This window comes from Novosphingobium aromaticivorans DSM 12444 (assembly GCF_000013325.1).
Lineage (GTDB): Bacteria > Pseudomonadota > Alphaproteobacteria > Sphingomonadales > Sphingomonadaceae > Novosphingobium > Novosphingobium aromaticivorans.
The window spans coordinates 1,655,307-1,679,032 of the sequence record NC_007794.1 but is presented as its reverse complement, the minus strand read 5'-3'; the positions used below and the strand labels follow the sequence as shown (position 1 = coordinate 1,679,032).

The following is a 23,726-nucleotide window of genomic DNA, read 5'->3' as shown; positions in this document are numbered from 1 at the left end:
AAATCAACCCCTGCCTCAGCCTTCGCGACGAAGCGTGGAGGACGGCGCCCGGACGAGAAGCACAAGCGCCAGCAGGGAAAGCGCCGCCAAGGCCAGGAACAGCCCGGAGAACCCTAGCGCCGGAACCAGGGTGAGCGTGAGCGACGGGACCGCCAGCGACGGTAGGGTATTGGTAAGATTGAACAATCCCAAGTTTCGCCCACGCCGTGCGCCATCGGGCAATACGCGAAGGGTCTGGGCGCTGTGGAGCGCGAGGAACACGGACGTGGACAGCCCGAACACAAGGTAACCCGCCACCGCCTGCGCCGCGTTCGAGGCCAGCGCCATCGCCACCAACCCGACCGCTCCGCCCCCGGAAGCAACCACGAGCGGCGTCACCGGCCGCCCGCGCCGGTCGGCCCAGTGCCCGGCGAGCAGCGCGGTCAACGCGCCGATCAGCATGGCAACGAGAAGCACCCGCGCGATCGCCGCATCGCCAAATGAGGGATCGACAGTCCGCAGCCACAAGTAGAAGTAGGCGAAGAGCGATGCCTCCGAGACCTGCACCAGAAGCCGGGCGAACCACATTCGCGTTGCCAATGCGCGAAGGAGCGCCGCCGCGACGGCAGGCGTGTCGTCCGAAACTTCCGGCTGCCCAGCCCCGGCAAAGCCATCTTCCCCAAGAATGGCCAGGGGCAGTACGCACAAGGCAACGATCGCGGCAACGATATCGAAGCGCTGCGGTAGATCGGCAAGGCCCGGTATCGTGACGAAGGCCCCCGCCAGCGCACCCGATGCCGGTGCAAAAGCCAGAAGACCTCCGAGAAGGCCCTTGCGCCGGTCGGGAACCCGGTCCCCCGCCCATGCGGCCAGCGGCCCGAGCATCATGTTGAGACCGATCTGCCAGAGCATGATCACGCCGGCGAGCGCGGCAAGCGACTTCACCTCGGGCACAAGCATCAGCAGGGCACTGGAAAGCCCGAGCCCCGTCAGCACCCACGGCCGCCGTCTTCCGCTTCGGTCGCTCAACCATCCGAAGAGGATATTGCCAAGGCTGGCGGTGAGCGCGCCGGCAAAGGTGGTCAACGCCAGCCAACGGACACCATCGCCGCCTGCCTGCGCATCCACGTGCATCGGCAGGAGCAGGGTGAGCAATGGCGTATAGGCAATGGTGGCGCCTGCCCAGGCCAGGGCGTAAAGGGCGAGAAACCGCCGGTCGCGACGGTCATGCTCGCCAAAGGGGCCGTGCATGGGGAAACTAGCCGCCCTTGCCGAAAGGCGCGGTAGAGCCGCGGATCTCGAAACCCATCGGCATGACCACCGGGCCCATGTCGGCATCGGGCTTGCGGTGTGAGGCGATGAGCATCCTTACCGCCCGCGCGGTCGTATCGGCAATGGGCTGATCCACGGCAGTCAGCGCCGGGCGGGTGAAGCGCACAAGCGGCGTATTGTCGAAACTGACCAGCGAAAGGTCGGCAGGGATAGACAGGCCCAGTTCGTCCGCAATCTCGACCGTGGCAAGCGCCATCTGGTCGTTGCTGGCGATGATCGCGCTCGGCCGGTCAGGCCTCGTCAGCAGGGCGCGCGCAGCCCGCACGCCAGACTGGTAGGTGAAGTCGCCAGCCTCGAGCAGGCCATCGACACCGAGCCCTGCCGCCTCCATTTCGGCGCGCCAGCCTTCGACTCGCTTCCCCGCGAGGCGATATTCGGTAGGTCCGGATATGAAGCCGATGCGGCGATGTCCGAGATCTAGCAGGTGCCGCGTCGCGGTGCGGGCGCCGCCTTCGTCGTCCATCGAAACGAGGATGCCCGGCGGCAGGCCCTTTTCGCTGGTCTGCGCGCCGATCCTTGCAAAGGGCACCTTGTGCCGGGCAAGGACCGCGAGGATCTTGGGATTGTCCGAGTGCGGCGGCGTGAGGATCGCGCCGTCCGGCTGAAGCGCCGCGATGGCAGCGGTCAGCTCGCGTTCGACATGGTCGTTGTGCGTATCGACCAGTTCGAAGATCAGGCGATAACCGTGCTCTGCGCATTCGAGCATCCCGCCGAGCAGCATCTGGTCAACCCAGTCGGTGCCCTGACGTGCCCGCCAGTCGGCAATCGTGCGCTCGCGGTCGTTCAGCGCGAGTATGAGGTAGGAACGCGATCCGCTCATCCGCTGGGCGGCGATCGACGGCACGTAGCCGAGCCGGTCGATCGAGGCCTGGACCTTTTCGCGCATTTCCGGACGCACGTTGGGTTCGTTGTTGATAACGCGGCTGACCGTCTGCAGCGAGACGCCGGCGTCCGCTGCCACGTGCTTGATCGTTACCGCCTGGCGCCTGCGACCCATCTTGCGTCAATTACCCCTGAGGTTCCCGGAAGCAGCGTTATCTGGTCCGGGCGGCATTTGCCAGACGCGGACCCAATCGACCTGCATCCTTTTCGGAAAACCGGTCTCGGAAACTCCACCGGTGTTTCGGCCTTCGGGCAAATGGCCGCCGATTGCGAGATTCAGGATCAAATGGAATGGCTTGTCGAACGGCGCCCCTGCCCGGTCGGAACCAAGCGTGTGCCATTCGTGCGGCACGCGCCGTGCAAATTCCTTCCCATCAACGCGCCAGACGATGCCCTGCTCGTTCCACTCGACCTCGTAGTCGTGGAAAGCATCGATCGCGCCCGGAAGCTCGGTCTCTTCGCTGATGTAGCGATTGCGCGGAGGTTCTGCGCCGAAGTGGATCGTGCCCAGCACCCGATTCTCGACGCCGCCCGCGCACTTTGCGCAAGGCGTTCCAAGGTTCACCGCCTCCATGATGTCGATCTCGCCCGAACGCGCCCAGCCTCCGTAGGCCCAGTCTTCCGGCAGCATCCAGATCGCGGGCCATGTACCCTGCCCTTGCGGCAGGCGCGCGCGGACCTGGACCTTGCCATAGCGCCAGGCCGCCTTGCCGGCGGTGGAGAGCCGCGCCGACGTGAACGGTTTGGTCCGGGTAGCCGACGCCTTTTCGGCGTTGGTGCGCTGATCGCGCGGAAAGGCTGGGCCGGTGCGTTCTTCCCAGCGAGCGACGATCTCGAGCACGCCATCGTGAACGGAATGGTTCTCGGCACGCCCCGTATAGCACTGGCGCTCTTCGTTGCCGCCACCCCAGCAATCGTCCGCCAATACCCAGCGCGAGCGGTCGAGCGAGGTCCCGTCGAACTCGTCCGACCAGACAAGCTGCCAATCGGCGGCGGGGGTTGCCGCAGCCAGTACGCCGGCCGCGATCACGCCCAGGCTCATGCAGCCGCCGGCATTTCGGCGCCACAGTAGCGCGCGATATAATCACCGTGCGCGGGCAGCGCGGCAACGGTGCGATCGACCTGCTCGCGCAGGGTCTGGAGCAGATGCGCCAGTTCCTCGTCGCGCAGCTTGGCCGCAACCGGGTGATAGCTCTGCGGCACGATTCCCTGCCCCATCATCACCTGGACCCACGAGTTTTCGGCAAACAGCTCCTCGTTGCGACGGAAGACGCGGCCGGTCTCGCGGAACAGCTCGATCCGGTGAGCGAGGCTTTCCGGAACCTCCATGCTCGCGCAGTGGCGCCAGAACGGCGTGTCGCGGCGGTCGGTCGCCTTGTAGTGTAGAATCAGGAAATCGCGGATCTGCTCCATGTCGAGCATCTGCTGGTCATTGAACTCGGCAACGTCACGTGCGCTGATCGTTCCTGCCGGCAGCATCCGCACGATGCGCAGGATCGCACGCTGGATGAGGTGGATCGACGTCGATTCCAGCGGTTCCATGAAGCCGCCCGAAAGACCAACGGCAACGCAGTTGCGATGCCATTGCTTGCGCCGCACCCCCGTGCGGAAGCGGATCGGATTGGGCCGGACGAGCTTTTCGCCTTCCACCGTGGACAGCAGCATTTCCAGCGCTGCCTCGTGGTCCATGTAGGCGCTGCAATAGACGATGCCGTTGCCCTGGCGGTGTTGCAACGGAATGCGCCATTGCCATCCGCTGCCGTGCGCGATTGCGCGGGTATAGGGAACGGGAGCGCGAACGCTTGACGTCTGGATGGCAATTGCGCCGTCGCAGGGCAGCCAGTGGGTCCAGTCGTCATAGCCGACGTGGAGAGCGCCCTCGATCAGCAGCGCGCGAAAGCCGGTGCAGTCAATGAAAAGGTCACCTTCGATGCGCTGACCATCCTCGAGAACAAGCGCGGCGATGTCTCCGGTTTCGGGATCGAGCGGAACCCCGCCGATCTTGCCCTCGATCCGGACCGTACCATCGGCTTCGGCCATCTGTCGCAGGAAGCGGGCGTAGAGGCCGGAATCGAGCTGGTAGGCGTAGTTCATCCGGTCTTCCGGAAGGTGCGCGAAACGGCCGGCCTGCGCGGCCTTGAGCTCCAGGCAATACTCGCCGTAGGCCTCGTCGTGGCCGCGTGCGAGGCCGTGCATCCAGAAGTGCTGGAAGCCGGCCGACCAGTGATCCTTGCCGGTGCCGCCGAAGGAATGGAAGTAGGCCTCGCCCGGCACGCGCCAGTTCTCGAAATTGATGCCGAGCTTGAAGGTGGCCTGCGTGGCGCGCATGAATTCGGCCTCGGAGATGCCGAGAATGCGATTGTAGGCCACCAGCGGCGGGATCGTGCTTTCGCCCACGCCGATGGTGCCGATCTGCTCGCTTTCGACAAGCGTGACCTGCGCCACCTTGCCGAGCGTCCGGGCAAGCGCTGCGGCGGTCATCCAGCCGGCAGTTCCGCCCCCGGCGATGACGATGCGGCGCGGCAGGGCGGGGACTGCGGGGTTCGGACGCTTCATTGCGAAAGGCTCCTCAGCAGGAATTGATGCAGGCGCTCGGCCGCGCGGGCGCCTAACGGGGCGAGCACGCCCTGGCCTTCGACGGGGACGTGTGCACGGGCTGCCTCCCCGCCCGAAAAGACATAGTGTTCGAACATCGCCCGCCAGATCGCGCGCTCGTCCTCGGGCAGGTCGCGGATGGCCATGATCGCGTGGGTCAGCGCGGTTTGCGGCTGGCCGAGATAGCGCGGCGTATCGCGCCACCAGTAATTGACGAGGACGTTGAATGGCGCCTTCGCCTCGACATGGTGATACCACAAGGGCGGGATCACCACCGCGTCGCCGGGTTCAAGTTCCGCCACCCGCGCATGAGCAAGCGCTTCGCGAAATCGGGGATGGCTCTCGAAGTCCGGCGCTTCGAAATCGACCAGCGATACCGGCCGGCCGGCCGGGGTGATGTCGATCGGGCCGAGATAGAGATTTGCGAACTGGTCCGGCGGAAACAGCGTGAAGCGACGGCGCCCTACCACGCAGCAGGCAAGATTGCGCGGATGGTCGTTGTGCGCGGCGATGCGCGTGGCGTTGCCGATCCAGATCGAGGCGAGCGCATCCTCGCGGCCAAGATCGACTGAATTGGCCTCGTGCAGGCCATCGAAGTAGCGACGGATGTCGATGGAGCCGAGGTAGACCGTGGGCACTTCGTCCGCATTGCGACCCTCGGCCTTGTCGAAACCGGCGAGGATATCGGCCAACCGGCCCTTCCCCATGCGGAAGTTGACCGCCATCGCCTCGTCGTAGAACAGCCTGCCGCGCTGCGAGGGGTCGGCGATGCTCACCGGGAGGTCAACCGGGCGGGCATGGCGGGCAAGATAGTCGCGCGCCTCCCGGGCGGAGCGCAGACCGGCTTGAACCAGCGGCCAGTCTCGCACCAGACCGCGCACCACGACGGGTTGCGGGACCGAAGCGATGCGGTCGCCAAGCTCGGCAACCGCGATCTCCTCGACCGCGGGCAGCGTGTCAGGCCCCGGCAACACGGCGGTTCTTGCGCGCGACGAGATCGGAGAACCGGCCCACGGATGCGACCGCCATGAACAGGGGCAGGAGGTGCCCACCCGACTGGAGGTCGGACAGCGCATCGCCATCGAGCGCGCGCAGGCGCTCCTCGTTGACGATGTGGAAGCCGACAAGCGAATGGCGCGAGCCATCATCGAGCGGGACGTCGAGCGTGAAGGGTTCGAGCAGATCGTGCCGCTCGAGCGCTGCGAAGAAGGCCGGCGAGGCGCGGAAGGCGGCATCGAGGTCGCCAAGGTCCTGCGCCACCTCCTCGAGCAACGGGGTCGGCTGACCGGCCTCGTCGAACAGCCGCACCCCCTCTTCGCGATCCTGCACGATGCGTGCGCTGGCAAAGTCCACGTGAACTTGCGGGGTCTCGTCCTCGATCGCGGTCCGGCCGATCAGGAAGGGCTGTATCGAATGGGCCAGCGGGACATAGCCGGCATCCCACCCGCTTTCGCCCAGGAACAGGTTCTCCCCGTTCTCGAACCCGAACAGGGCGAGCGCGGAAAAGCGGCCGGTCTCCGCATCGCGCCGGAACACGATGGGATAGTGCGCCTGTGCCTTGCGGAACTCCTGCGGCATGACAAGGCAGGCCATAACCGCATCGCCCAGCGCCGCGGAACGCTCGGTACGGACGCGCAGGTCGCGGTGGGAGAGGCTGTCGAGGACGGCGTGCTGGCTCATGGGAGGGCGGCGGCTCCTTGCGCGGGCATGAGGGAAGACAGGTAGCTGCGGTTCGTCGGCAGCGCGGCACACAAGGCGCGGGTGCGCTGCGCCACGTCATCTAGCGCGCGGGCGGCAAGCGGATCGCGCGCGGTGGAGGCAGGCGGTGGAAAGCCCATGCCATAGAGAATGTAGGCATGGCTCTCGGCCGAGAATATCTCGTCCACCTGCGGGAAATCCCATGCGCTCGGCGGCTGGTGACGCCAGAGCGCGACAAGTTCGGCCAACCTCTGCGGCACAGCGGCCGGATCGCGCTGTGCCTGCCAGTAGGGCTCCTGCCGCTTCGAGAGCAGGTAGTGAAGCTTGAGGAACTCGATCACCCGGTCCCAGCGATAGCGAAACAGGTCGTTGAAGCGGCCGGCGAGGAACGGCATGGCCTGGCGCTGGCGGGGGAAATTCTCGGCCAGCGCTCGGAGTGAAAGCTCGATCATCACGATGGCCGAGGCCTCGAGCGGTTCGAGAAAGCCCGCCGAAAGGCCAATGGCGATGCAGTTGCCATGCCAGAAACGCTCCCTGTGCCCGGTCGGAAAGGCGATGCGCCGAGGCTCTACCGCCGCAGGATCTGCGCCCGGGACGTTTGCCGAGACATAGGCGCGCAGCACTGCCAGCGCATCGTCGTCGGACAGGAAGCGGGATGAATAGACGCAGCCGATGCCGCGCCTGCCGGGAAGCCCGATGTCCCACAGCCAGCCGGCGCGGTGTGCGGTTGCGACGGTGGCAGAAGCTACCGGCGTGCCCGGCTGCACGGACACTTGCGCCGCGAGCGCGCGATCATTGAGCAGGACGTCGCTGCGGTCAATGAAGGGGACGCCGCAGGCGCCGCCAATCAGCAGCGCGGCATGGCCCGAACAATCGATGAAGAGATCGCCCTCGACCCGGTCGCCAGAGGCCAGTTCCACCGCCAGCAGATGCCCCCTGTCGTCCGCGACCGTGTTGCGGACACGATCGCGGACGTGGGTGACGCCAAGGTGTCCGGTCGCACGGGAGGAAAGAAGTGCGGCGAACTTTCCGGCGTCGAGGTGGTAGGCGTAGTTCAGGGCGCCGGCATAGAACGGCATGTTCGGCTGGCGCGGCGCAAGGTCCCGGTCGATCACCGCCGCCTGCGCGGTCATTGCGCTTGCGAAAGGCTGGTCGCCCCTGCCCGCCCAGGCCGCGACGATGTCGTCGAGCGCCCCGGCGGGTGGTGGCGTGAACGGATGCTGGTACCGGTCCCCCGGCTCTCCGGTGACCCAACCGGAGAAGACCGATCCCTGTTTGAACGAGGCATCGCAGGCGGCAAGGAAATTGTCCTCTGCGATGCCGATGGCGCGCAAGGTACCGCGCATCGTCGGCCAGGTCCCCTCGCCCACGCCGATCGTGGGAATGTCGGGTGCCTCGATCAGGGTTATCGAGACGTCGACCCTGCGCGAACGCAATTCCGCGGCAAGGAAGCAGGCCGACAGCCAGCCGGCGGTCCCGCCGCCGACGATCACGATCCGCCTGACCTCACCCTCGTCCATCGCCCATAGTCACTTTATCGTTGTGCCGGTTGTCCGGCAGGATTGGCCGGACCACCGGTCCGACCTTCTCCCACTCCGCAGGAACGTTATCAACCCGTCCCTTCGGAACCCCGCGTCAGAAATTGAAGCGGAAACCGGCCTGGTAGCGGGCATAGCCCGGCGACGAAAAGAACACGTTGTTGGTGCTGCGCAGGTGCCCCCGTCGGCTGGAGCCGGTAAGGTTGATCGCCTCGACGAACACGGTGTATCCCTTGCGGAACTCATAGCTCGCGCTTGCGTCGACCTGGCCATAGGCCTCGACATAGTACGGGTTGGGGCCCGTGCCGGCGAGGAACTTGTCGCGCCAGTTGTAGGCGACGCGCGCCTGCAACCCGTTCTTGTCATAGAACAGGACGGCGTTGGCACTGTCCGAAAGGCCGGTCAGCGCGAACTGCGGCACGCTGGACGGCTGGGAATTGTCGTACTTCGCATCGCCCTTGACCACGGTGTAGTTCAGGATCGCGCCGAAGCCGGTATCCCAGAAGCTGTGCTGCACGGCGAACTCGAAACCATAGAGGTGTGCCGCCTGGTCCGAGTTGATCGGCGTGGTGATCTGGAAGTTCACCTTGTTGTCTTCGGGCAGACCGAGGATCTTGCCGGTGTAGTTTCCGGTGACCGGGTCGTAGCTGTCGACGACCACCGAAGACGGGTAGTTGGCGAAGATGTAGTTGCGGATCGCGGTCGTGCTGGCGTTGGGGCCAAGTGCGGCCACGGCGGCCTGGTAACGCGGGCCATCGGCCGGATTGGTCAGCCCGAACGCCTCGGTGTCAACCCGCGTACTCGAGATGAAGTTCCTCACCCGCTTGTCGAAGAAACCGACCGACAGGTAGCTGGCCGGGGCGTAGTACCACTCCGCCGACACGTCGATGTTCTTCGACTTGAAGGGAAGCAGGCCCGGGTTGCCCTGGCTGCCGAAGCCGCCACCGATGCGGAAGAGCTGGTCCACCGTACGGCCGCCCTGCATCGAGGCATAGTCGGGCCGGGTGATGGTGTGGCTGTAGCTCGCGCGGACCTTGACGTTCTCGATCGGCTCGAAGTCGAAGTCGAACGCGGGCAGCCAGTTCTCGTATTCACCCTTGAACGTGGTGAAGTCCGATCCGCTGCCGTAGGTGAGGTTGAATTCGTTCGCGGCCACCCACTGCGTGCCGGTCGGGATCGGCACGAGCGCCGAAGAGGTGATCTTCGTCTTTTCGTAGCGAATGCCGGCGCGGAAATGCGCAGGGTTTTCGAGCAGGTCGAAGGTCAGGTTCGCCTGAGCATAGGGCGCCAGCGTCCGTTCGCGGATGCGCCGGTCGACCGTGAATGGCGCGCGACAATCGCCATCGCCGCCGCAGATGCCGTTCAGGTCGTCGAGGAAGCCGACCATCTTCTCGAAGTTGAAGCGGTAGAAGCTCTGGATCATCGCCGGGTCGCTGGCACCCGAGACACCCTTGAACTTGTCAGGCAGGGATTCGAGCGTGAACAGGTCGTCCGGGAGCTGCTCCTTCGTGGTCGACCCGCCCCAGGTATCGTTCTGGATGAAGCCATAGGCCGAACGCACCTTGTTCTCGACATAGGTCACGCCGAAATCGAGGCTGTCGAGGATCGAGTTGTCGAAGTCGTAACCGCCGCGGAACTGGACCTCGTTGATCGTGTCCTTGAAATAGGCGTTGCGGAACGCATTGCCGGTGGCCTGGATGTTCGCGGCGTTGAGCGGGTCGATGCCGTCATGCATGACGACCGAAATGACCGGGAGGTCGTTCTCGTAGTTGACCGTCTGCTGCTTGATTCCGAAGACCGCCGTACCGACCGAAGTGCTGGTGCCATAAGGATTGTTGGCACCGGATTCGGCCGTCGAATGATGACCATCGAGTTCGAGGCGCAGGCCGCCCGGCCCCTTCCACTGAAGATTACCGCCGATGGACTTGTTTTCCGAGCGGTTCTCGGTGAGCGAGCCCGAATAGGACAAGTCCTTGCCTTCGCCCGCCCCGAACTTTTCCGAATAGAAGATCGGGCCAGCAACCGGACCGTCCGTCCAGGCGCTGGAAACGTCGTTGAAGTTGAACCACACGCCGACGTTCGAATTGCGCACCTGCACGGTGTTGCGCGAATAAGTGTAGTCGATCGTCGCGGTCAGGCTGTCGGTCGGACGAGCTTGCAGCACGACCTGACCGTTCAGCCGCTCGCGGTCGATGTCGTTGAGATCGTAGCTGGCGTTCTGCTGGACCTGATAGACGTCGTTCGGGCCGGGACGGTTGGTGATGCTGCCGTAACGCGGATCGCCTTCCTGCGGCAGCGAACCCCAGTTGTTTTCCGAACCGAGATAGCCGTCGCGCCAGCCGACGTTCGCCTGGTTCACGCTGGCCTTGCGCTTCTGCCAGGTGCCGGTGACGAGAATGCCGAACACGCCATCGCCGAACGTATCCGAGACGATGCCGGAAACCTCCGGCGTGATCGGATTGCCTTCGTTGCGCGAGCTGTCATAAACGCCACGAACCGCGAGGCTGCCCGACAGGCCCGGACGGTCTAGCGGACGCGGGGTCTTGATGTTGATGGTGGAGCCGATGCCGCCGGTGGGCAGCGTGGCGCGGCCCGACTTGTAGACTTCCACGCCCGAGATGCCTTCCGAGGCAAGGTTGGCGAAGTCGAACGAGCGAGAGGACGGCGCGCTGGCCCCGTCGCCCAGCGACGAGGTCGGCATCTGGCGGCCGTTCAGGAGGACGAGGTTGAATTCCGGACCGAAGCCGCGGACCGTGACGGTCGAGCCTTCACCGTTCGAACGGTCAATCGACACGCCGGTGATGCGCTGGAGCGATTCAGCAAGGTTCGTATCGGGAAACTTGCCGATGTCCTCGGCAGAGATCGCATCGACCACGCCCTGCGCCGTGCGCTTGATGTCGAGAGCCTTGCTGAGCGAGGCGCGGATGCCGGTGACGACGATTTCACCCGACTGCTCGGCATCGCCGGCAGCGACGTCCTGTGCCAGCGCGGATTGCCCGGCGAGCGCCAGCGCAATCGCGCCGATGCTGGATGCGCGGAACGCAATGGATCGCGTTGCTGAACTCTTCATGATCCTCCCCTTTTATCACACGGATTCGACGCCGAGCGCCTGTTGTGAACGTTCACCTATATGAGAACGTTCACGCAGTCAAGCGAATGGGCTTTGAACCCTTTGAATCGGACGTCAGTCGTGCCGCGTGTGGGACGTTTTCCTGCGGGACTCGCGGAAAGCGGCGTAGCGGTCGAGTACCGCGCGCATTTCCTCGAGAGCCTTCTGGCGGGTTCGCGCATCCTCGATCTGCGCAAGACGCCGCTTCAGGTTGGTTGCGAAGTCCGCATAGTTGTTCTGCCAGTCGCGCCCGATGGCCTGGCCAAGGTCCGTCCTCCCCGTCCGGGTACGCCTTGCCGACTGGCCTGCGGGAAGTTCGTACTGCTCGCCAATCTCCGGTACGATGATGGTCGGCGCAAGGCCGCGCCCCTGGGCGAGCTGGCGCAGGCTTTCGATGGCGCCCGGTTCACCATGATCGAGGATCAGGCTTCCCGCGACGGGACCGCAATTCGCGATCCAGCCCAGCAGTTCCTCCTGATCGGCATGGGCGGAATAGCTGTCGATCCGCCTGATCTGCGCGCGCACGGCAACGTCGCGCCCCGATATGCGCACCCGCTGGGCCCCGTCCAGAATGACACGCCCCAGCGATCCCTCGGCCTGGAACCCGACAAACAGAACCGTTGAATCCCGGCGTGACAGGTTGTGGAATAGATGGTGGCGGATGCGTCCCGCCTCGCACATGCCGGATGCGGCCAGGATGATCGCGCCCGATATAGTGTTGAGCCGCATGGATTCGGCGACGTCGGTCACGTAGTGGATCGAGGGATGCCGGAACACGTCTCGACCGCCGGTATCCTCGAGTTCTCCGACATAGCGCTGAAACACTTCGGTGGCGCGGTTGGCCAGCGGCGAATCGACGAACACCATCGCGTTGCCGATGCGGCCACTGTCGGAAAGCATCGCTATGTCGAGCAGCAGTTCCTGCGTGCGCTCCAGCGCGAACGAGGGAACGACCAGGTTGCCGCCGCGCGCCCGCGCCGCAAGGATTTCGGCCTCCAGCAGCTTGCGCCGCTCCTCGACCGTCACCTTCTCGCGCTTGCGGTCTCCATACGTGGATTCGCAAATGACGTGATCGAAGCCAGCAGGTGTCAGCGGATCTGGGTGGAACGCCTTGTTGGCCGGGCCGACATCCCCCGAACACATGACACGTGTTCCATCGGCGACCAGTTCGACCGATGCAGAACCGAGGATATGCCCCGCGTTCCAGAACCGCGCACGAAATCCGGGAGCCGGATCGAACCACTCGCCAAGCGGGATTGTCCGGGTGAGCGAGCACGCGGCGGACGCATCTTCCTCGGTATAGATCGGCGTGAATTCAGGCTCGCCCGCGCGGTCGCGACGGCGATTGCGGCGCTCGGCCTCGCTTTCCTGGATGCGCCCGGCATCCGCCAGCATGACCTTGAGGAGGGCTGCGGTCTCCGGAGTGCACCAGATCGGCCCTTCGTAGCCTTCGGCAGCAAGCCGTGGCAGCAGGCCACTGTGATCGATATGGGCGTGAGTGACGATGACGCCGTCGATCTTGTGCACGTCAAAGTCGAGCGGCTCGTGGTTGAGCGCTTCCAGCGAGCGGGAGCCCTGGAACAGGCCGCAGTCCACGAGCAAGCGCATGTCCCCGAGGACAAATTCGAAGCACGATCCGGTAACCGTCCGTGCCGCACCATGAACGTTGAGCCTTAGCGTCATGGATCCAGCATGATCCGCCCCAACGCCACTGGCAAGCAGGGGTTTGCCGGAACGGCACTTGAACGTGCAACGGTTTCCTGTCTAAACGGGCGCTCCGGGGCAACAGCAACCTCCCGGTCAGGCCTTACCGCCCAAGCGTTGCCTTGTTTGTCCGCGTTAGTGCGGATGGAAAGGCATGGGTACAAGGTGACGGCCACCAATCATCCTGAATTTCGTGAAATGCTGCGCGTCTTCGCGCGCATCGGCATACTCAGCTTTGGCGGGCCTGCCGGTCAGATTGCGCTGATGCACCGCGAACTGGTGGACGAGCGCCAGTGGGTGAGCGAGGATCAATATCTCCACGCGCTGAACTTCTGCCATCTCCTGCCAGGGCCGGAAGCGCAGCAGCTTGCCACGTGGATCGGCTGGAAGCTCCATGGCCTGCGCGGTGGGCTGGCGGCCGGGCTCCTGTTCGTGCTGCCTGGTGCTCTGGTGATCCTTGCACTGACGATCCTCTATGCCTTTGCCGCTCGGCTCAACTGGTTCGCCGCGCTGTTCCTGGGCATCAAGTCGGCTGTGCTGGCCATCGTCGTCCAGGCCCTGCTCCGGGTCGCCGGGCGCGCGCTCAACACCGGCTTCAAGAAGGCGCTGTCGGTCGTCGCATTCCTGGCGCTGTTCCTGTTCGACGCGCCGTTTCCCCTCGTCGTGCTGGGAGCGGGCGCGCTCGGCATGGCGGTGGCGGCGCTGCGACCGGATTGGCTGGCGATAAAGGCCGGCCTTGCCCCCGCGCCGTCCTCGGCGCGCCCGTGGCGACAGACCCTTCTCACGCTTGTCGCGTGGGGTGCAATCTGGGCGGCGCCGATGCTGCTCGTGCTCGTCACGCTCGGCCGCGGGCACGTCCTGTGGCAGGTGGGGAGCTTCTTCTCGCAGCTTGCCGTTGTCACCTTCGGCGGCGCCTATGCCGTCCTCGCCTACATGGCGCAACAATCGGTCCAGCACTTCGGATGGCTGAACGCCGGTGAAATGGCGGATGGCCTCGGCCTTGCCGAAACCACGCCCGGTCCGCTGATCATGGTTACCCAGTTCGTCGGCTACCTTGCCGCGTTCCGCTCACCCGAGCCGTTCAGCCCGCTGATCGCTGGCCTGCTTGGCGCGGCGCTGACCACCTGGGTGACGTTCGCGCCCTGCTTCTTGTGGATCTTCACCTTCGCCCCGTGGATCGAGCGGATGGAGAATTCACCGCGATTGAAGGGCGGGCTCGCTGCCCTGACCGCGGCAGTCGTCGGCGTCATCGCCAACCTGAGCGCGTGGTTCTTCATCCATGTCCTGTTCGCCAGGGTAGCCGTGCTGACGGCGGGCCCATTGCGCATCACCAGTCCGGACTTCGCGACGTTCGACTGGCGCGCCGGACTTCTCGCGGTGATCTCGGCGCTCCTGCTGTTCCGGCTGAAGTGGAACATCATCCGCGTACTGGCCGTCGCGGCAGCCGGCGGTCTCCTGCTGGGCCTCGCGTTCTGAACCCATGCGGGCGGCGGCGAAGCGGTGCATCAACCGCTATCGCCGCCGCCCGGAGCGCGTTGCCCGAGCACCAGCGTCACCTTCAAACCCGGCTGGCCGGACCGCGATTGCCGGTTTTCGGCCAGTTCGACCCGCCCTCCGTGCAAGTGCGCGACCGCTTCGACCAGAGCGAGCCCGAGCCCTGCGCCCCAACCGCCACGCGCCTCGTCGAGCCTTCCGAACCTGCGCAGCGCTTCTTCGTGCTGGTGTTGCGGAATGCCGGGCCCTTCGTCAGCAACCGAAATCGCCATCGCGCCGTCGCGCGGCTCCACAGCAAGGCTTATCGCCCCGGCGCCATAACGGATCGTGTTGTCCAGCAGGTTGCCGATGGCCTGATCCATGAGCTGGCGATGGATCGGCACCACCAGTCCCGGCGGTGCCTGCACTTCCATGCGACGCCCCTCCTCTTCCACCACCGGCGCGTAGATTTCGGCGATCGTCTCGAGCATTGCGCCGAGATCGACAGGCGTGAAACTCTCGCGGCCGAACCCCGCCTCGGCCTTCGAGATGCCAAGCGCCGTGTCGATGATCGAAAGCACCCGCCGTGCCTCCGCCTCGGCTTGCTCAACGGCGGCAAGCGCCTCGGCATCCTCGGCGCGGGCCGAAGCGCGATCCAGCGCCGACAGCAATCGCGTCAAAGGTGACTTGAGATCGTGGGCGAGGACGTCGGTCGCAATTTTCAGTTCCCCGTTCAGCGCCTCGGCCCGGGCCAGCGCGCGGTTGACCTCCTCGCCCAGCCGCGAAAACGCGTCTCCGGACCCGTCGGGCGGCACCCGGCGGGCCAGATCGCCTGCCCCGACGGCCTCGAGCGTCGCGACCGTACCGCGCAACCGCTGGACGATCTGCCGCGTCGCCAGAAAGGACGCCAGCCCCGCCAGAAGAAGGGACAACGCCAGCGTCGCAATGCTGGCGCGTTCGAGCAGCGCCAGGAATTGCCTGTCGCTTTCCACCACCGTTCCGGCGAGCAGTAGTTGGCCGCCGGGCAGGCGCGCAGCTACGATGAGAGCTGCCTCGTCAGCCGCGTGATTGCGCCGTCGCACGTTGACGACGCTGGCGACCCTGTTCAGGTGCACGGCGAAACCGTCGTCGGGCATGCGAGCCAGATTGCCCTCCACCAGACGTCCGGACGGGTCCACCAGCGCCACCACGACACCCCGGCCGACCTCGTTCGCCAGCCGCAGCCTGATCGCCTCGACCAATTGCCGCTCGCCGCCCTGTGCCGTCGTCGCCATCAGGTCGTCGCGCAGGGTTTCCACGGTATCGAGGGCCTGCGCGCGGCTCTGCTGCCGCATTACGGCGCCAAGGCCGCCCAGCATGAACGCCGCTGCCACGACCTGCAGCAGGAACACGAGCGCGGCGAACCGCACGGTCGTCGAGCGCAGCATCCCGCGCAGCATCACGCACCTGTGCCGATGCGGTAACCGGCGCCCCGCACGGTGTGAAGCAAGGCGACGACCTCGCCCTCGTCGATCTTCTTGCGCAGGCGACTGATGTGGACGTCGATCACGTTGGTGCCTGGATCGAAGTGATAGTCCCAGACGCCTTCCAGAAGCATCGTTCGGGTCACGACCTGATCTGCATGGCGCAGCAGGAACTCGAGCAGGCGGAATTCGCGCGGCTGGAGGTCGATTGCCCGCGCCCCGCGTCGAACGCGGCGCGAAAGCAGGTCCATTTCAAGGTCGCCGCAGGACAGCTTGGTCTGTTCGGTCGGCGCCCCGCTGCCCCTCCGGACCAGAAGCCGGATACGCGCCAGCAGTTCCGCAAAGGCAAAGGGCTTGGCCAGATAGTCGTCCGCCCCCCGGGTCAGGCCCGTGATCCGATCTTCCGTCGCACCAAGGGCCGAAAGGATGATGACCGGCGTGTGCACCCCGGCACCGCGCAGCGCTGCCAGAACCGCCATGCCGTCCAACCCCGGCAACATCCGGTCGAGCACGATGCACTGATATGTGTGGTCCGTACCCATGAACAGACCCTCTCGCCCATCGCGGGCGCGATCGACCACGAAGCCCTCCTCGGCCAGGCCGCCGACGATGAACGCGGCGGTGTCGGCATCGTCTTCAACAAGCAGGATCTTCTGGCTCATCCGGCAACTCGGCACGCTCTGGAAGGTACTGTCATGCCATGCACGCCCGGCAATCGCGAGGGATTGGCCCCAACATTGCCGATTTTTCATGTTGGCTCCACGAGGCGGCAAGGCAGGGTTGCATAGCAAGGGGCCATCGGAAGGACCTCGCGATGCGCACTTTCACTGCCGCCATCCTGCTCGCGTGCCTGATTGCGCCAGCCAGCGCCCCTGCCGGGGCGGTGGCCCAGCCATCGGGCGATCCCGTGACGGGCCTGTGGATCAACCCATATCACAGCGTCGCCGTGCGCAACCATTTCTGTGGCAACGCGCTCTGCGGCCAGGTGGTCTGGGCAAGCCCCGATGCACAGGCCGATGCGCATGAAAGCGGCGTCTCCAACCTCATCGGCCTCGACCTGCTCCAGAACTACCATGCACACAGTCCCGGAACCTGGAAGGGCGTCGTCCTCGTCCCCGACATGGGTCGCAAGTTCAGTTCGCAGATCGAAGTCCTGTCACCGAGTCGCATCCGCATTTCCGGCTGCATCCTGCACGGGCTGATCTGCAAGTCGCAGGTGTGGACGCGTATCGGCGAGCTGCCCAGATGAACCGCCGCCTGACCGTCACCCCGCGCCAGCGCCGCATTCTGGCCAGCCTATTCGTGCTGCTCCTCGCCGCCGTCGCATTTGTCGCTCTCGACCGGCTGACGCACGAAGTCCGCTACGCCGACGTCCGCCAGGCACTCCACGCCCTCACCCCCGCACGGCTGGCCGCGGCCATCGGCCTTACGGCAGGAAGCTACCTCGCGCTTACCTTCTACGATCACGTGGCGCTGCGGGTGATCGGGCAATCGCTGCCATGGAAGACCGCCGCCCTGGCCTCTTTCACAAGCTACACGCTCAGCCACAATCTCGGCCTCGGCCTCATCACGGGCAGCTCGGCTCGCTACCGGGTCTATATCGCCGCGGGCCTCGACGGTCCGGACATCGCCCGCGTGATCGGCCTGGCGGGCGCCACATTCTGGTTCAGCGTGGCTGCCGTGACAGGTCTCGCGCTCCTTTCCGGCACCCCGGTTCAACTCGGCTGGCTTCCGCTCACTGCATCCCAGACGCGATTTGCCGGCGCGGGACTTCTTGTCATGCTTCTTGCCCTCGCGCTGATCCTCACGAGGCGCGGCCATCCCATCAAGATCCTCGGCGCCAGCATTCCGTTGCCGGATGGCCCGGCCATTGTCGCCCAGCTCGCCGCAGGCCTTGTCGACCTTGCCTGTGCCAGCGCGGCACTCTTCGTCCTGATCCCCGGGGCGCAGGCGGGAGACTTTCCCGTGTTCGTTCTGGCTTGGGCGCTAGGAATAGTCGCGGCGCTCTTGACCCACGTTCCGGGCGGTCTTGGGATCTTCGAGGCAACGGTCCTGGCCGTGCTGCCGGGCGGAGACCGGACCGGGATATTCGCCGCTCTCATCGCCTATCGCATCGTCTACTATCTGGCGCCGCTGGCACTGGGCGTGATGATCCTCGGCTGGCACGAAGCGCGGCGCATGCGCGGCGTGTCGCGCCTGCTCGGCGGGCTGCGCGGAATGATCGACAGCATCCTGCCGTTGCTCCTGGGCTCCGGCGCGTTCCTGGCCGGATCGATGCTGCTGCTTTCCGGTGCACTGCCTCCGGTGGGCTGGCGCATCGGCGCGTTGGGAACCCTGCTTCCCCTCCCCGTTATCGAAATCAGCCACATCGCCGCTACAATAGCCGGCACGGCCCTGCTGCTGATCGCCCCCGGCCTCTATCGCCGGCTCGATGGCGCGAGCGTTCTCGCGCGCATTCTTCTGCTGGCAGGCGCCCTCTTTTCGCTGGGCAAGGGCCTTGACTACGAAGAAGCGCTGGTCTGCCTTGGCATGGCCGCCGTACTCCAGGTTGGCAGAGGCGCTTTCAACCGCCGTACCGCGCTTACCGCGCAGCCCATCGGAGCGGGCTGGATCGTCGCCATCGCTCTGTCGGCCGCAATGGCAGGCTGGGCAGGTCTCTTCGCATTCCGCCACGTTCCCTACAGCGACGCCCTGTGGTGGCGTTTCGCCCTGCGCGCCGATGTTCCACGCTACCTACGTGCGATGCTGGCCTGCGCATTCCTGCTGCTCGGCTTTGCGGCGTGGCGAATGCTTGCCCCCGCCGCAGCGCCCCGCGCGCCCTTGCCGCGCGACGACGAATGGCAGGTCATCCGCCGCATCCTGGCAATCGCCAACCGGACCGAGGCCATGCTCGCACTTACCGGCGACAAGCGCTTCATCCTGTCCGAGGCCGGTGACGCATTCCTGATGTACCAGGTTCAGGGTGCGAGCTGGATCGTGATGGGCGACCCCGTCGGGGCGAGCCAGTCATGGGAGGAACTCCTTTGGCGGATCCGCGACCTGTCGCACAGCCAGCAAGGACGGCTGATGCTCTACGAAGCATCGCCCGCAGTCCTCGACATCGCCATCGGCCTAGGCATGCAGATCGTGAAGTACGGCGAGGAGGCCGTGATCGATCTTGCCACCTTTACGCTCGAAACGCCCGAACTGCGCTCGGTCCGCAAGTCAGAGCGCGGCGCGGCCCGGGCCGGTGCGACATTTCGCATCGTGCCTGCCGCCGCAGTCCCCGTGATCCTCGCGGAACTGGAAGCGATCTCGGATGAATGGCTGGCCCTGCACGGAGGACGCGAGAAGGGTTTCAGCCTCGGCTTCTTCGACCGCACCTATGTCCAGTCGTTCGACATGGCGCTGGTCATGGTCGGCAACAGGCCCGTCGCATTCGCCAACCTGTGGCTCACCGAGAACAAGGAAGAAGCATCGGTAGACCTCATGCGCCACACGGCCGACGCGCCGCGCGGAACGATGGATTTCCTCTTTGCCAATCTCCTCCTCTGGGCGCGGGACCAGGGCTATGCGCGCTTCACGCTCGGCATGGTCCCGCTTTCGGGAATAGAAGGCCGTCGACTGGCGCCGGTCTGGTCAAGGGCGGCGGCGCTGGTCTTCCGGCATGGCGAACGTTTCTACGGCTTTCGAGGCCTGCGCGCCTACAAGGACAAGTTCGCACCCCGCTGGGAGCCCCGCTACCTCGCCGGGCCGCAGGGCGTCGCGCTCCTCCAGTCGCTGCGCGACGTGGCGCATCTCATCGCCAACCCGCATGTGCCGCCCCGGCCGCTGCCTTCGACCGCAAAGGCCGAACCGGGCGCGATCAAGGCCGTACCTTTCGCGGAGCAGGCAGCATGACGGCGCGCCGCAAGACCATCCTGCTGCGGGTCGTCATCGCGTTGGCAGCTCTCGCCACGATTGCCGCGAACGCGCCGAAACTGATGCTGTTCGGCTGGCAGGCGAGCAGCATCTTTCCGGCAAGCGGCATTCCAGACCCCGCCGCCGCGAGTACTGCCGCCGTCGTGCTTTCCGGAGACATGGGCCTGCGCTTCGGGCTCAGCGGGGACATCGCGAAGGCGCTCGCCGCGCATGGCATTCCTGTTACAGGCATAAGTTCCCCGGTCGCCTTCGCCCATCACCTGGACCGTGCGCAGACGGTCAAGGTGGTGCGCAACGCCATCGACGAAGCCTTCGCGCGGAGCGGCGCCCGCAAGGTCATACTGGTCGGACAGTCGTTCGGCGCCGACATCGCCGCCACGGTCCTGCCCGACCTCCCCCGAAGCCAGCTCGAACGCATTGCAGGGGTGGTCCTCGTGGTGCCGTCCAACAACGTCCACTTCCGCGCCGACCCCACCGGCATCGCCTATATGGGAGAACCCGACGCCAGGCCGGCGGCGGCACTGCGCCTCATGGCAGCACCTCCGGTCACCTGCATCCGGGGGGCTGACGAGGCGGAAAGCCTCTGCCCGCTCCTCGGGCGCAACGACCCCGGCATCGTGACCCTGCCGGGCAACCACTACCTCCGCCACGATGCTCCGCGCGTGCTGCGCACCATCCTCGGCGCAGTCGACCGCATGACAGGGACTGTATGACCCGCCCGATCTTCTACGACCCGACCGGTCGCCGCAGCCTTCTCGCCAAGCGTTCGCTGGCAGTCGTCTTCCTTGCCGTGATCCTTGCGGCGCTGGCCTTCGCGACGACACTCGTCGCGGTGCCGCGACAGCGCGCGCTGTCGCTGCCGCAGCCCCATTTCGAAGCCGCCAGCCTGCACCGGGGCCATGGGCTGTCCCGCCTCCGCTCCTGGCTGCCCCGGCTGCACCTGCAACGCAGCCAGGAAGCCCTGGCGATCGGCTTCTACCAGCCTCGCAGCGATGCCAGCTTCCAGTCGCTTTCGCGCCACGGCAACCAGCTCGACTGGGTCGTGCCCGCGCTGCTCAACGTCGCGGGGCCGGAACACCGCCTTGCCGTGTCCAATGACCCGCGCTTCGACAGCTTCGTCGCGGCAGGGCATCACCACTACAAGGTCTTGCCGATGGTCCAGAACGTCGGCGGCGACGGCTGGGACGGCGCGAACGTGGCCCGCATTCTGGAAAACGCCACCGAGCGCCATGCGCTCGAACGCCAGTTGGCCGACTACGTGGCGCGACGCGGCGACGCAGGCCTTGTGCTCGACTTCGAGGACCTGCCAGCCACGGCCATGCGCCCCTATGTCGCGTTTCTGCGCGAAACGAACGCCCTCCTGCCCGCCGGAGCCCAGCTTGCGGTGACAGCCCCCGCGGGCGAGGACGACTGGCCGATTGCCGCTCTTGGCCGTGCCGCCGACAAGGTCATCCTCATGGCCTACGACGAACACTGGCAGAATGGTGCTGCTGGTCCGATCGCATCGCAAACGTGGTTCACGAACGAGGTCGAGAAGTCCGCCCGTGCCCTGCCCGCCGATCGCCTGGTCATCGCGCTTGGCAGCTATGGCTACGACTGGCACCAGGGCGGCACCGATGCGCTGTCTCTCAGCGACGCCTGGCTCGCCGCTCATGACAGCCACGCTCCGATCATCTTCGACAAGGCCAGCGGCAACGCGGGCTTCGCTTACGAACAGGACGGCGTATCCCACACCGTCTGGATGCTCGATGCCGCCACCGACTGGAACGAGATGCTGGCGGTCCAACGCCTCGGCATCGGCAATCTAGCGCTCTGGCGCCTCGGCACTGAGGACCCGGGCTTCTGGAATGACCTCGCGGCCCTGCGCTCGGGCAAGGCGCCCGATCTGTCGCGCCTCGTCTCCGAAGGCGGCAACGACGTCGAAGGCACCGGCGAGATCCTGCGCATCACCGCCACCCCCGTCGCGGGCAGCAGGACCGTCGCCTTCGGGGACCAGCACCTGATCCGCGACGAACGCTATGGCGACTTGCCCACGCCCTTCGTCGTGCGCCGTACCGGGGCCGCCAACCCCAAACTCCTCGCCCTCACCTTCGATGACGGTCCCGATCCGAAGTGGACCCCCAAGGTCCTTTCCACGCTCGAAGCCGCCCATGTGCCCGCGACCTTCTTCGTCATCGGCGAAAACGCGCTTGTCCGACCCGACCTTCTTCGCCGCATGGTCGCCGACGGCGACGAGATCGGCAACCATACCTACACCCACCCCAACCTGGCAGGTTCATCGGAAGCCGAGACCCGGCTCGAAATCAACGCCACCCAGCGCCTCGTCCAGGCCTACACCGGCCGCAGCATGACCCTTTTCCGCGCACCCTACTTCGGCGACGCGGAGCCGACGACCGCAGACGAACTACAGCCGGCCCTTCGCGCACAGCAGGCCGGCTATACCATCGTCGGCCTTCATGTGGACCCGAACGACTGGCAGAATCCCGGTACGGACGAAATCGTCCGCCAAGTCGTCAACCAGATCCACAACGCGACGGAACAATCCAGCAGCAACGTCATCCTGCTACACGACGGCGGCGGCGACCGCTCGCAGACCGTCGCCGCCCTCCCGCGTATCGTCGCGGTGCTGCGGGCCGAAGGCTACAGCTTCGTCACCGCGTCGCAACTCGTCGGCATCCCGCCGCAAGCAGCCATGCCCCGGCTGTCGTCATCCGATCTCGCCGCGGTGCGGGTCGACGTCGCCGCCTTCCTCGCGCTCGACGGCCTGGTCACGCTGTTCTCGTGGCTGTTCTTCGTCGCGATCGCGCTCGGTATTGCCAGGGCGGTCATCATGGCTGGCCTGGCTTGGTGGCAAAGCCGCTCGCCCCGCGCCGAGCCTCCCGCGTTCGAACCCACCGTCTCTGTCATAATCCCCGCCTGGAACGAGGAACGCGTGATCGCCGCGTCGGTCGAGCGCGTGCTCGCCAGCGATTACCCCGCCCTTCAGGTGATCGTCGCCGATGACGGGTCGAAGGACGCCACCAGCGCGGTTGTCGCCCGCCATTTTGGTCATGACCCGCGCGTCACGCTCCTCACGCTTGCGAACGGAGGCAAGGCGGCGGCGCTGAACCGTGCCCTGCGCCACGCCACCGGCGAGGTCGTGATCGCGCTCGATGCCGATACGCAGTTCGAACCGCTGACCATTCGCCGCCTTGCGCGCTGGTTTGCCGACCCCCGGATCGGCGCGGTCGCAGGCGATGCCCGCGTCGGCAACCGGGTGAACCTCGTCACGCGCTGGCAGGCGGTGGAATACATCACCGCCCAGAACCTCGAACGCCGCGCGCTTGCGGGCTTCGACGCCATGACCGTCGTGCCCGGTGCCGTGGGTGCATGGCGTCGCGCGGCGCTCGACAGCGTGGGCGGCTATCCCGAAAACACGCTGGCCGAAGACCAGGATCTCACCATCGCCATCCAGCGCAAGGGCTGGCGCGTGACATACGACCCCCGTGCCGTCGCCTGGACAGAGGCGCCCCAGACCTTCCGCGCGCTCGCTCGCCAGCGCTATCGCTGGGCCTTCGGCACGCTCCAGTGCCTGTGGAAGCATCGCAAGGTCATCACTTCCCGCAAGCCCGCCGGTCTTGGCCTTGTCGGTCTCCCGCAGGCCTGGCTGTTCCAGATCGCCTTCGCCGCGATCTCGCCGCTGATCGACGGTGCCTTGATCGCCTCGATCATCTCCACGGTCGTCAGGGTGGTCCAGCATGGCTGGGCCCAGACCCAAGGCGATCTTGGTCGCATGGCGATCTACTGGAGCCTCTTCACCGCCATCGACGTCATCTGCGGCTGGATTGCCTACCGCCTCGACGACAAGCGGCCACCTTATCCGGCGCACCTGCTGGTCGCCCAGCGCATCGTCTACCGCCAGATCATGTACTGGGTTGTCCTGCGAGCCCTTGCCTCCGCCATCGGAGGCTGGATCGTCGGTTGGGGAAAGCTCGAGCGTACCGGGACCGTCAGTCCCGCCCCGGAACGCGCTTGAGCAGGGCGGGAGACGAACGCCCCTTCATCGTCTCCCGC

Annotated in this window: 16 protein-coding genes; 5 read left to right on the top strand and 11 right to left on the bottom strand. The window is 66.0% G+C overall.

All coding sequences use genetic code 11. The features are described from left to right. Positions 1-15 precede the first annotated feature (15 nt). The 9 genes from SARO_RS08070 to SARO_RS08030 all read right to left on the bottom strand — a co-directional run bounded on the left by SARO_RS08070 (position 16) and on the right by SARO_RS08030 (position 12,816). On the bottom strand, positions 16-1,230 hold the full coding sequence (locus tag SARO_RS08070; RefSeq protein ID WP_011445260.1) for an MFS transporter: 1,215 nt from the start codon (positions 1,228-1,230) through the stop codon (positions 16-18). A gap of 7 nt (positions 1,231-1,237) precedes the next feature. Beyond that, positions 1,238-2,308, bottom strand: a complete 1,071-nt coding sequence (locus tag SARO_RS08065; RefSeq protein WP_011445259.1) for a LacI family DNA-binding transcriptional regulator — start codon at positions 2,306-2,308, stop codon at positions 1,238-1,240. A gap of 6 nt (positions 2,309-2,314) precedes the next feature. Continuing rightward, positions 2,315-3,235, bottom strand: coding sequence for a glycoside hydrolase family 16 protein (locus SARO_RS08060; protein ID WP_011445258.1), 921 nt, complete (start codon positions 3,233-3,235; stop codon positions 2,315-2,317). Beyond that, positions 3,232-4,749: a tryptophan halogenase family protein gene (locus SARO_RS08055; protein WP_011445257.1), complete on the bottom strand. Its 1,518-nt coding sequence runs from the start codon at positions 4,747-4,749 to the stop codon at positions 3,232-3,234. Before SARO_RS08055 ends, SARO_RS08060 begins: the two co-directional genes overlap by 4 nt. Then, positions 4,746-5,762 (bottom strand): cupin-like domain-containing protein, encoded by a 1,017-nt coding sequence (locus tag SARO_RS08050; RefSeq protein ID WP_011445256.1) that lies wholly within the window; start codon positions 5,760-5,762, stop codon positions 4,746-4,748. The genes SARO_RS08055 and SARO_RS08050 overlap by 4 nt, the downstream gene beginning before the upstream one ends. Then, the gene (locus tag SARO_RS08045; protein WP_011445255.1) at positions 5,746-6,468 is read right to left on the bottom strand and encodes a SapC family protein; all 723 of its coding nucleotides are present in this window, start codon (positions 6,466-6,468) and stop codon (positions 5,746-5,748) included. Before SARO_RS08045 ends, SARO_RS08050 begins: the two co-directional genes overlap by 17 nt. Beyond that, positions 6,465-8,006 carry a tryptophan halogenase family protein gene (locus SARO_RS08040; protein ID WP_011445254.1) on the bottom strand — a complete coding sequence of 514 codons (1,542 nt, stop codon included), beginning with the start codon at positions 8,004-8,006 and terminating at the stop codon, positions 6,465-6,467. Before SARO_RS08040 ends, SARO_RS08045 begins: the two co-directional genes overlap by 4 nt. Before the next feature lie 115 nt (positions 8,007-8,121). Next, entirely contained in the window at positions 8,122-11,094 is a 2,973-nt protein-coding gene (locus SARO_RS08035) for a TonB-dependent receptor (RefSeq protein ID WP_011445253.1), read from the bottom strand. Between the two features lie 114 nt (positions 11,095-11,208). Next, positions 11,209-12,816, bottom strand: coding sequence for an MBL fold metallo-hydrolase RNA specificity domain-containing protein (locus tag SARO_RS08030; RefSeq protein ID WP_011445252.1), 1,608 nt, complete (start codon positions 12,814-12,816; stop codon positions 11,209-11,211). Positions 12,817-12,981: 165 nt separating this feature from the next. Between SARO_RS08030 and chrA the strand changes: the two genes are divergently transcribed. Continuing rightward, complete coding sequence (gene chrA, locus SARO_RS08025; protein WP_011445251.1) at positions 12,982-14,313, top strand: chromate efflux transporter; 1,332 nt, start codon at positions 12,982-12,984, stop codon at positions 14,311-14,313. 29 nt (positions 14,314-14,342) lie between these two features. Here the strand turns inward: chrA and SARO_RS08020 are convergent, their stop codons facing one another. Next, positions 14,343-15,737 carry a sensor histidine kinase gene (locus tag SARO_RS08020; RefSeq protein WP_176929343.1) on the bottom strand — a complete coding sequence of 465 codons (1,395 nt, stop codon included), beginning with the start codon at positions 15,735-15,737 and terminating at the stop codon, positions 14,343-14,345. An 11-nt stretch (positions 15,738-15,748) separates the two neighbouring features. Next, positions 15,749-16,435, bottom strand: a complete 687-nt coding sequence (locus SARO_RS08015; protein WP_011445249.1) for a response regulator transcription factor — start codon at positions 16,433-16,435, stop codon at positions 15,749-15,751. Positions 16,436-16,587: 152 nt separating this feature from the next. On the opposite strand from SARO_RS08015, the gene SARO_RS08010 reads away from it, so the two are divergent. From SARO_RS08010 to SARO_RS07995, 4 genes are read left to right on the top strand one after another with little or no spacing between them, the layout of a single operon-like run. After that, complete coding sequence (locus SARO_RS08010; RefSeq protein ID WP_011445248.1) at positions 16,588-17,022, top strand: DUF2147 domain-containing protein; 435 nt, start codon at positions 16,588-16,590, stop codon at positions 17,020-17,022. Then, complete coding sequence (gene mprF / locus SARO_RS08005) at positions 17,019-19,652, top strand: bifunctional lysylphosphatidylglycerol flippase/synthetase MprF (protein WP_011445247.1); 2,634 nt, start codon at positions 17,019-17,021, stop codon at positions 19,650-19,652. The genes SARO_RS08010 and mprF overlap by 4 nt, the downstream gene beginning before the upstream one ends. Next, entirely contained in the window at positions 19,649-20,386 is a 738-nt protein-coding gene (locus SARO_RS08000; protein WP_011445246.1) for an AcvB/VirJ family lysyl-phosphatidylglycerol hydrolase, read from the top strand. The genes mprF and SARO_RS08000 overlap by 4 nt, the downstream gene beginning before the upstream one ends. After that, on the top strand, positions 20,383-23,688 hold the full coding sequence (locus SARO_RS07995; protein ID WP_011445245.1) for a glycosyltransferase: 3,306 nt from the start codon (positions 20,383-20,385) through the stop codon (positions 23,686-23,688). Before SARO_RS08000 ends, SARO_RS07995 begins: the two co-directional genes overlap by 4 nt. The last annotated feature ends 38 nt before the right edge of the window (positions 23,689-23,726 follow it).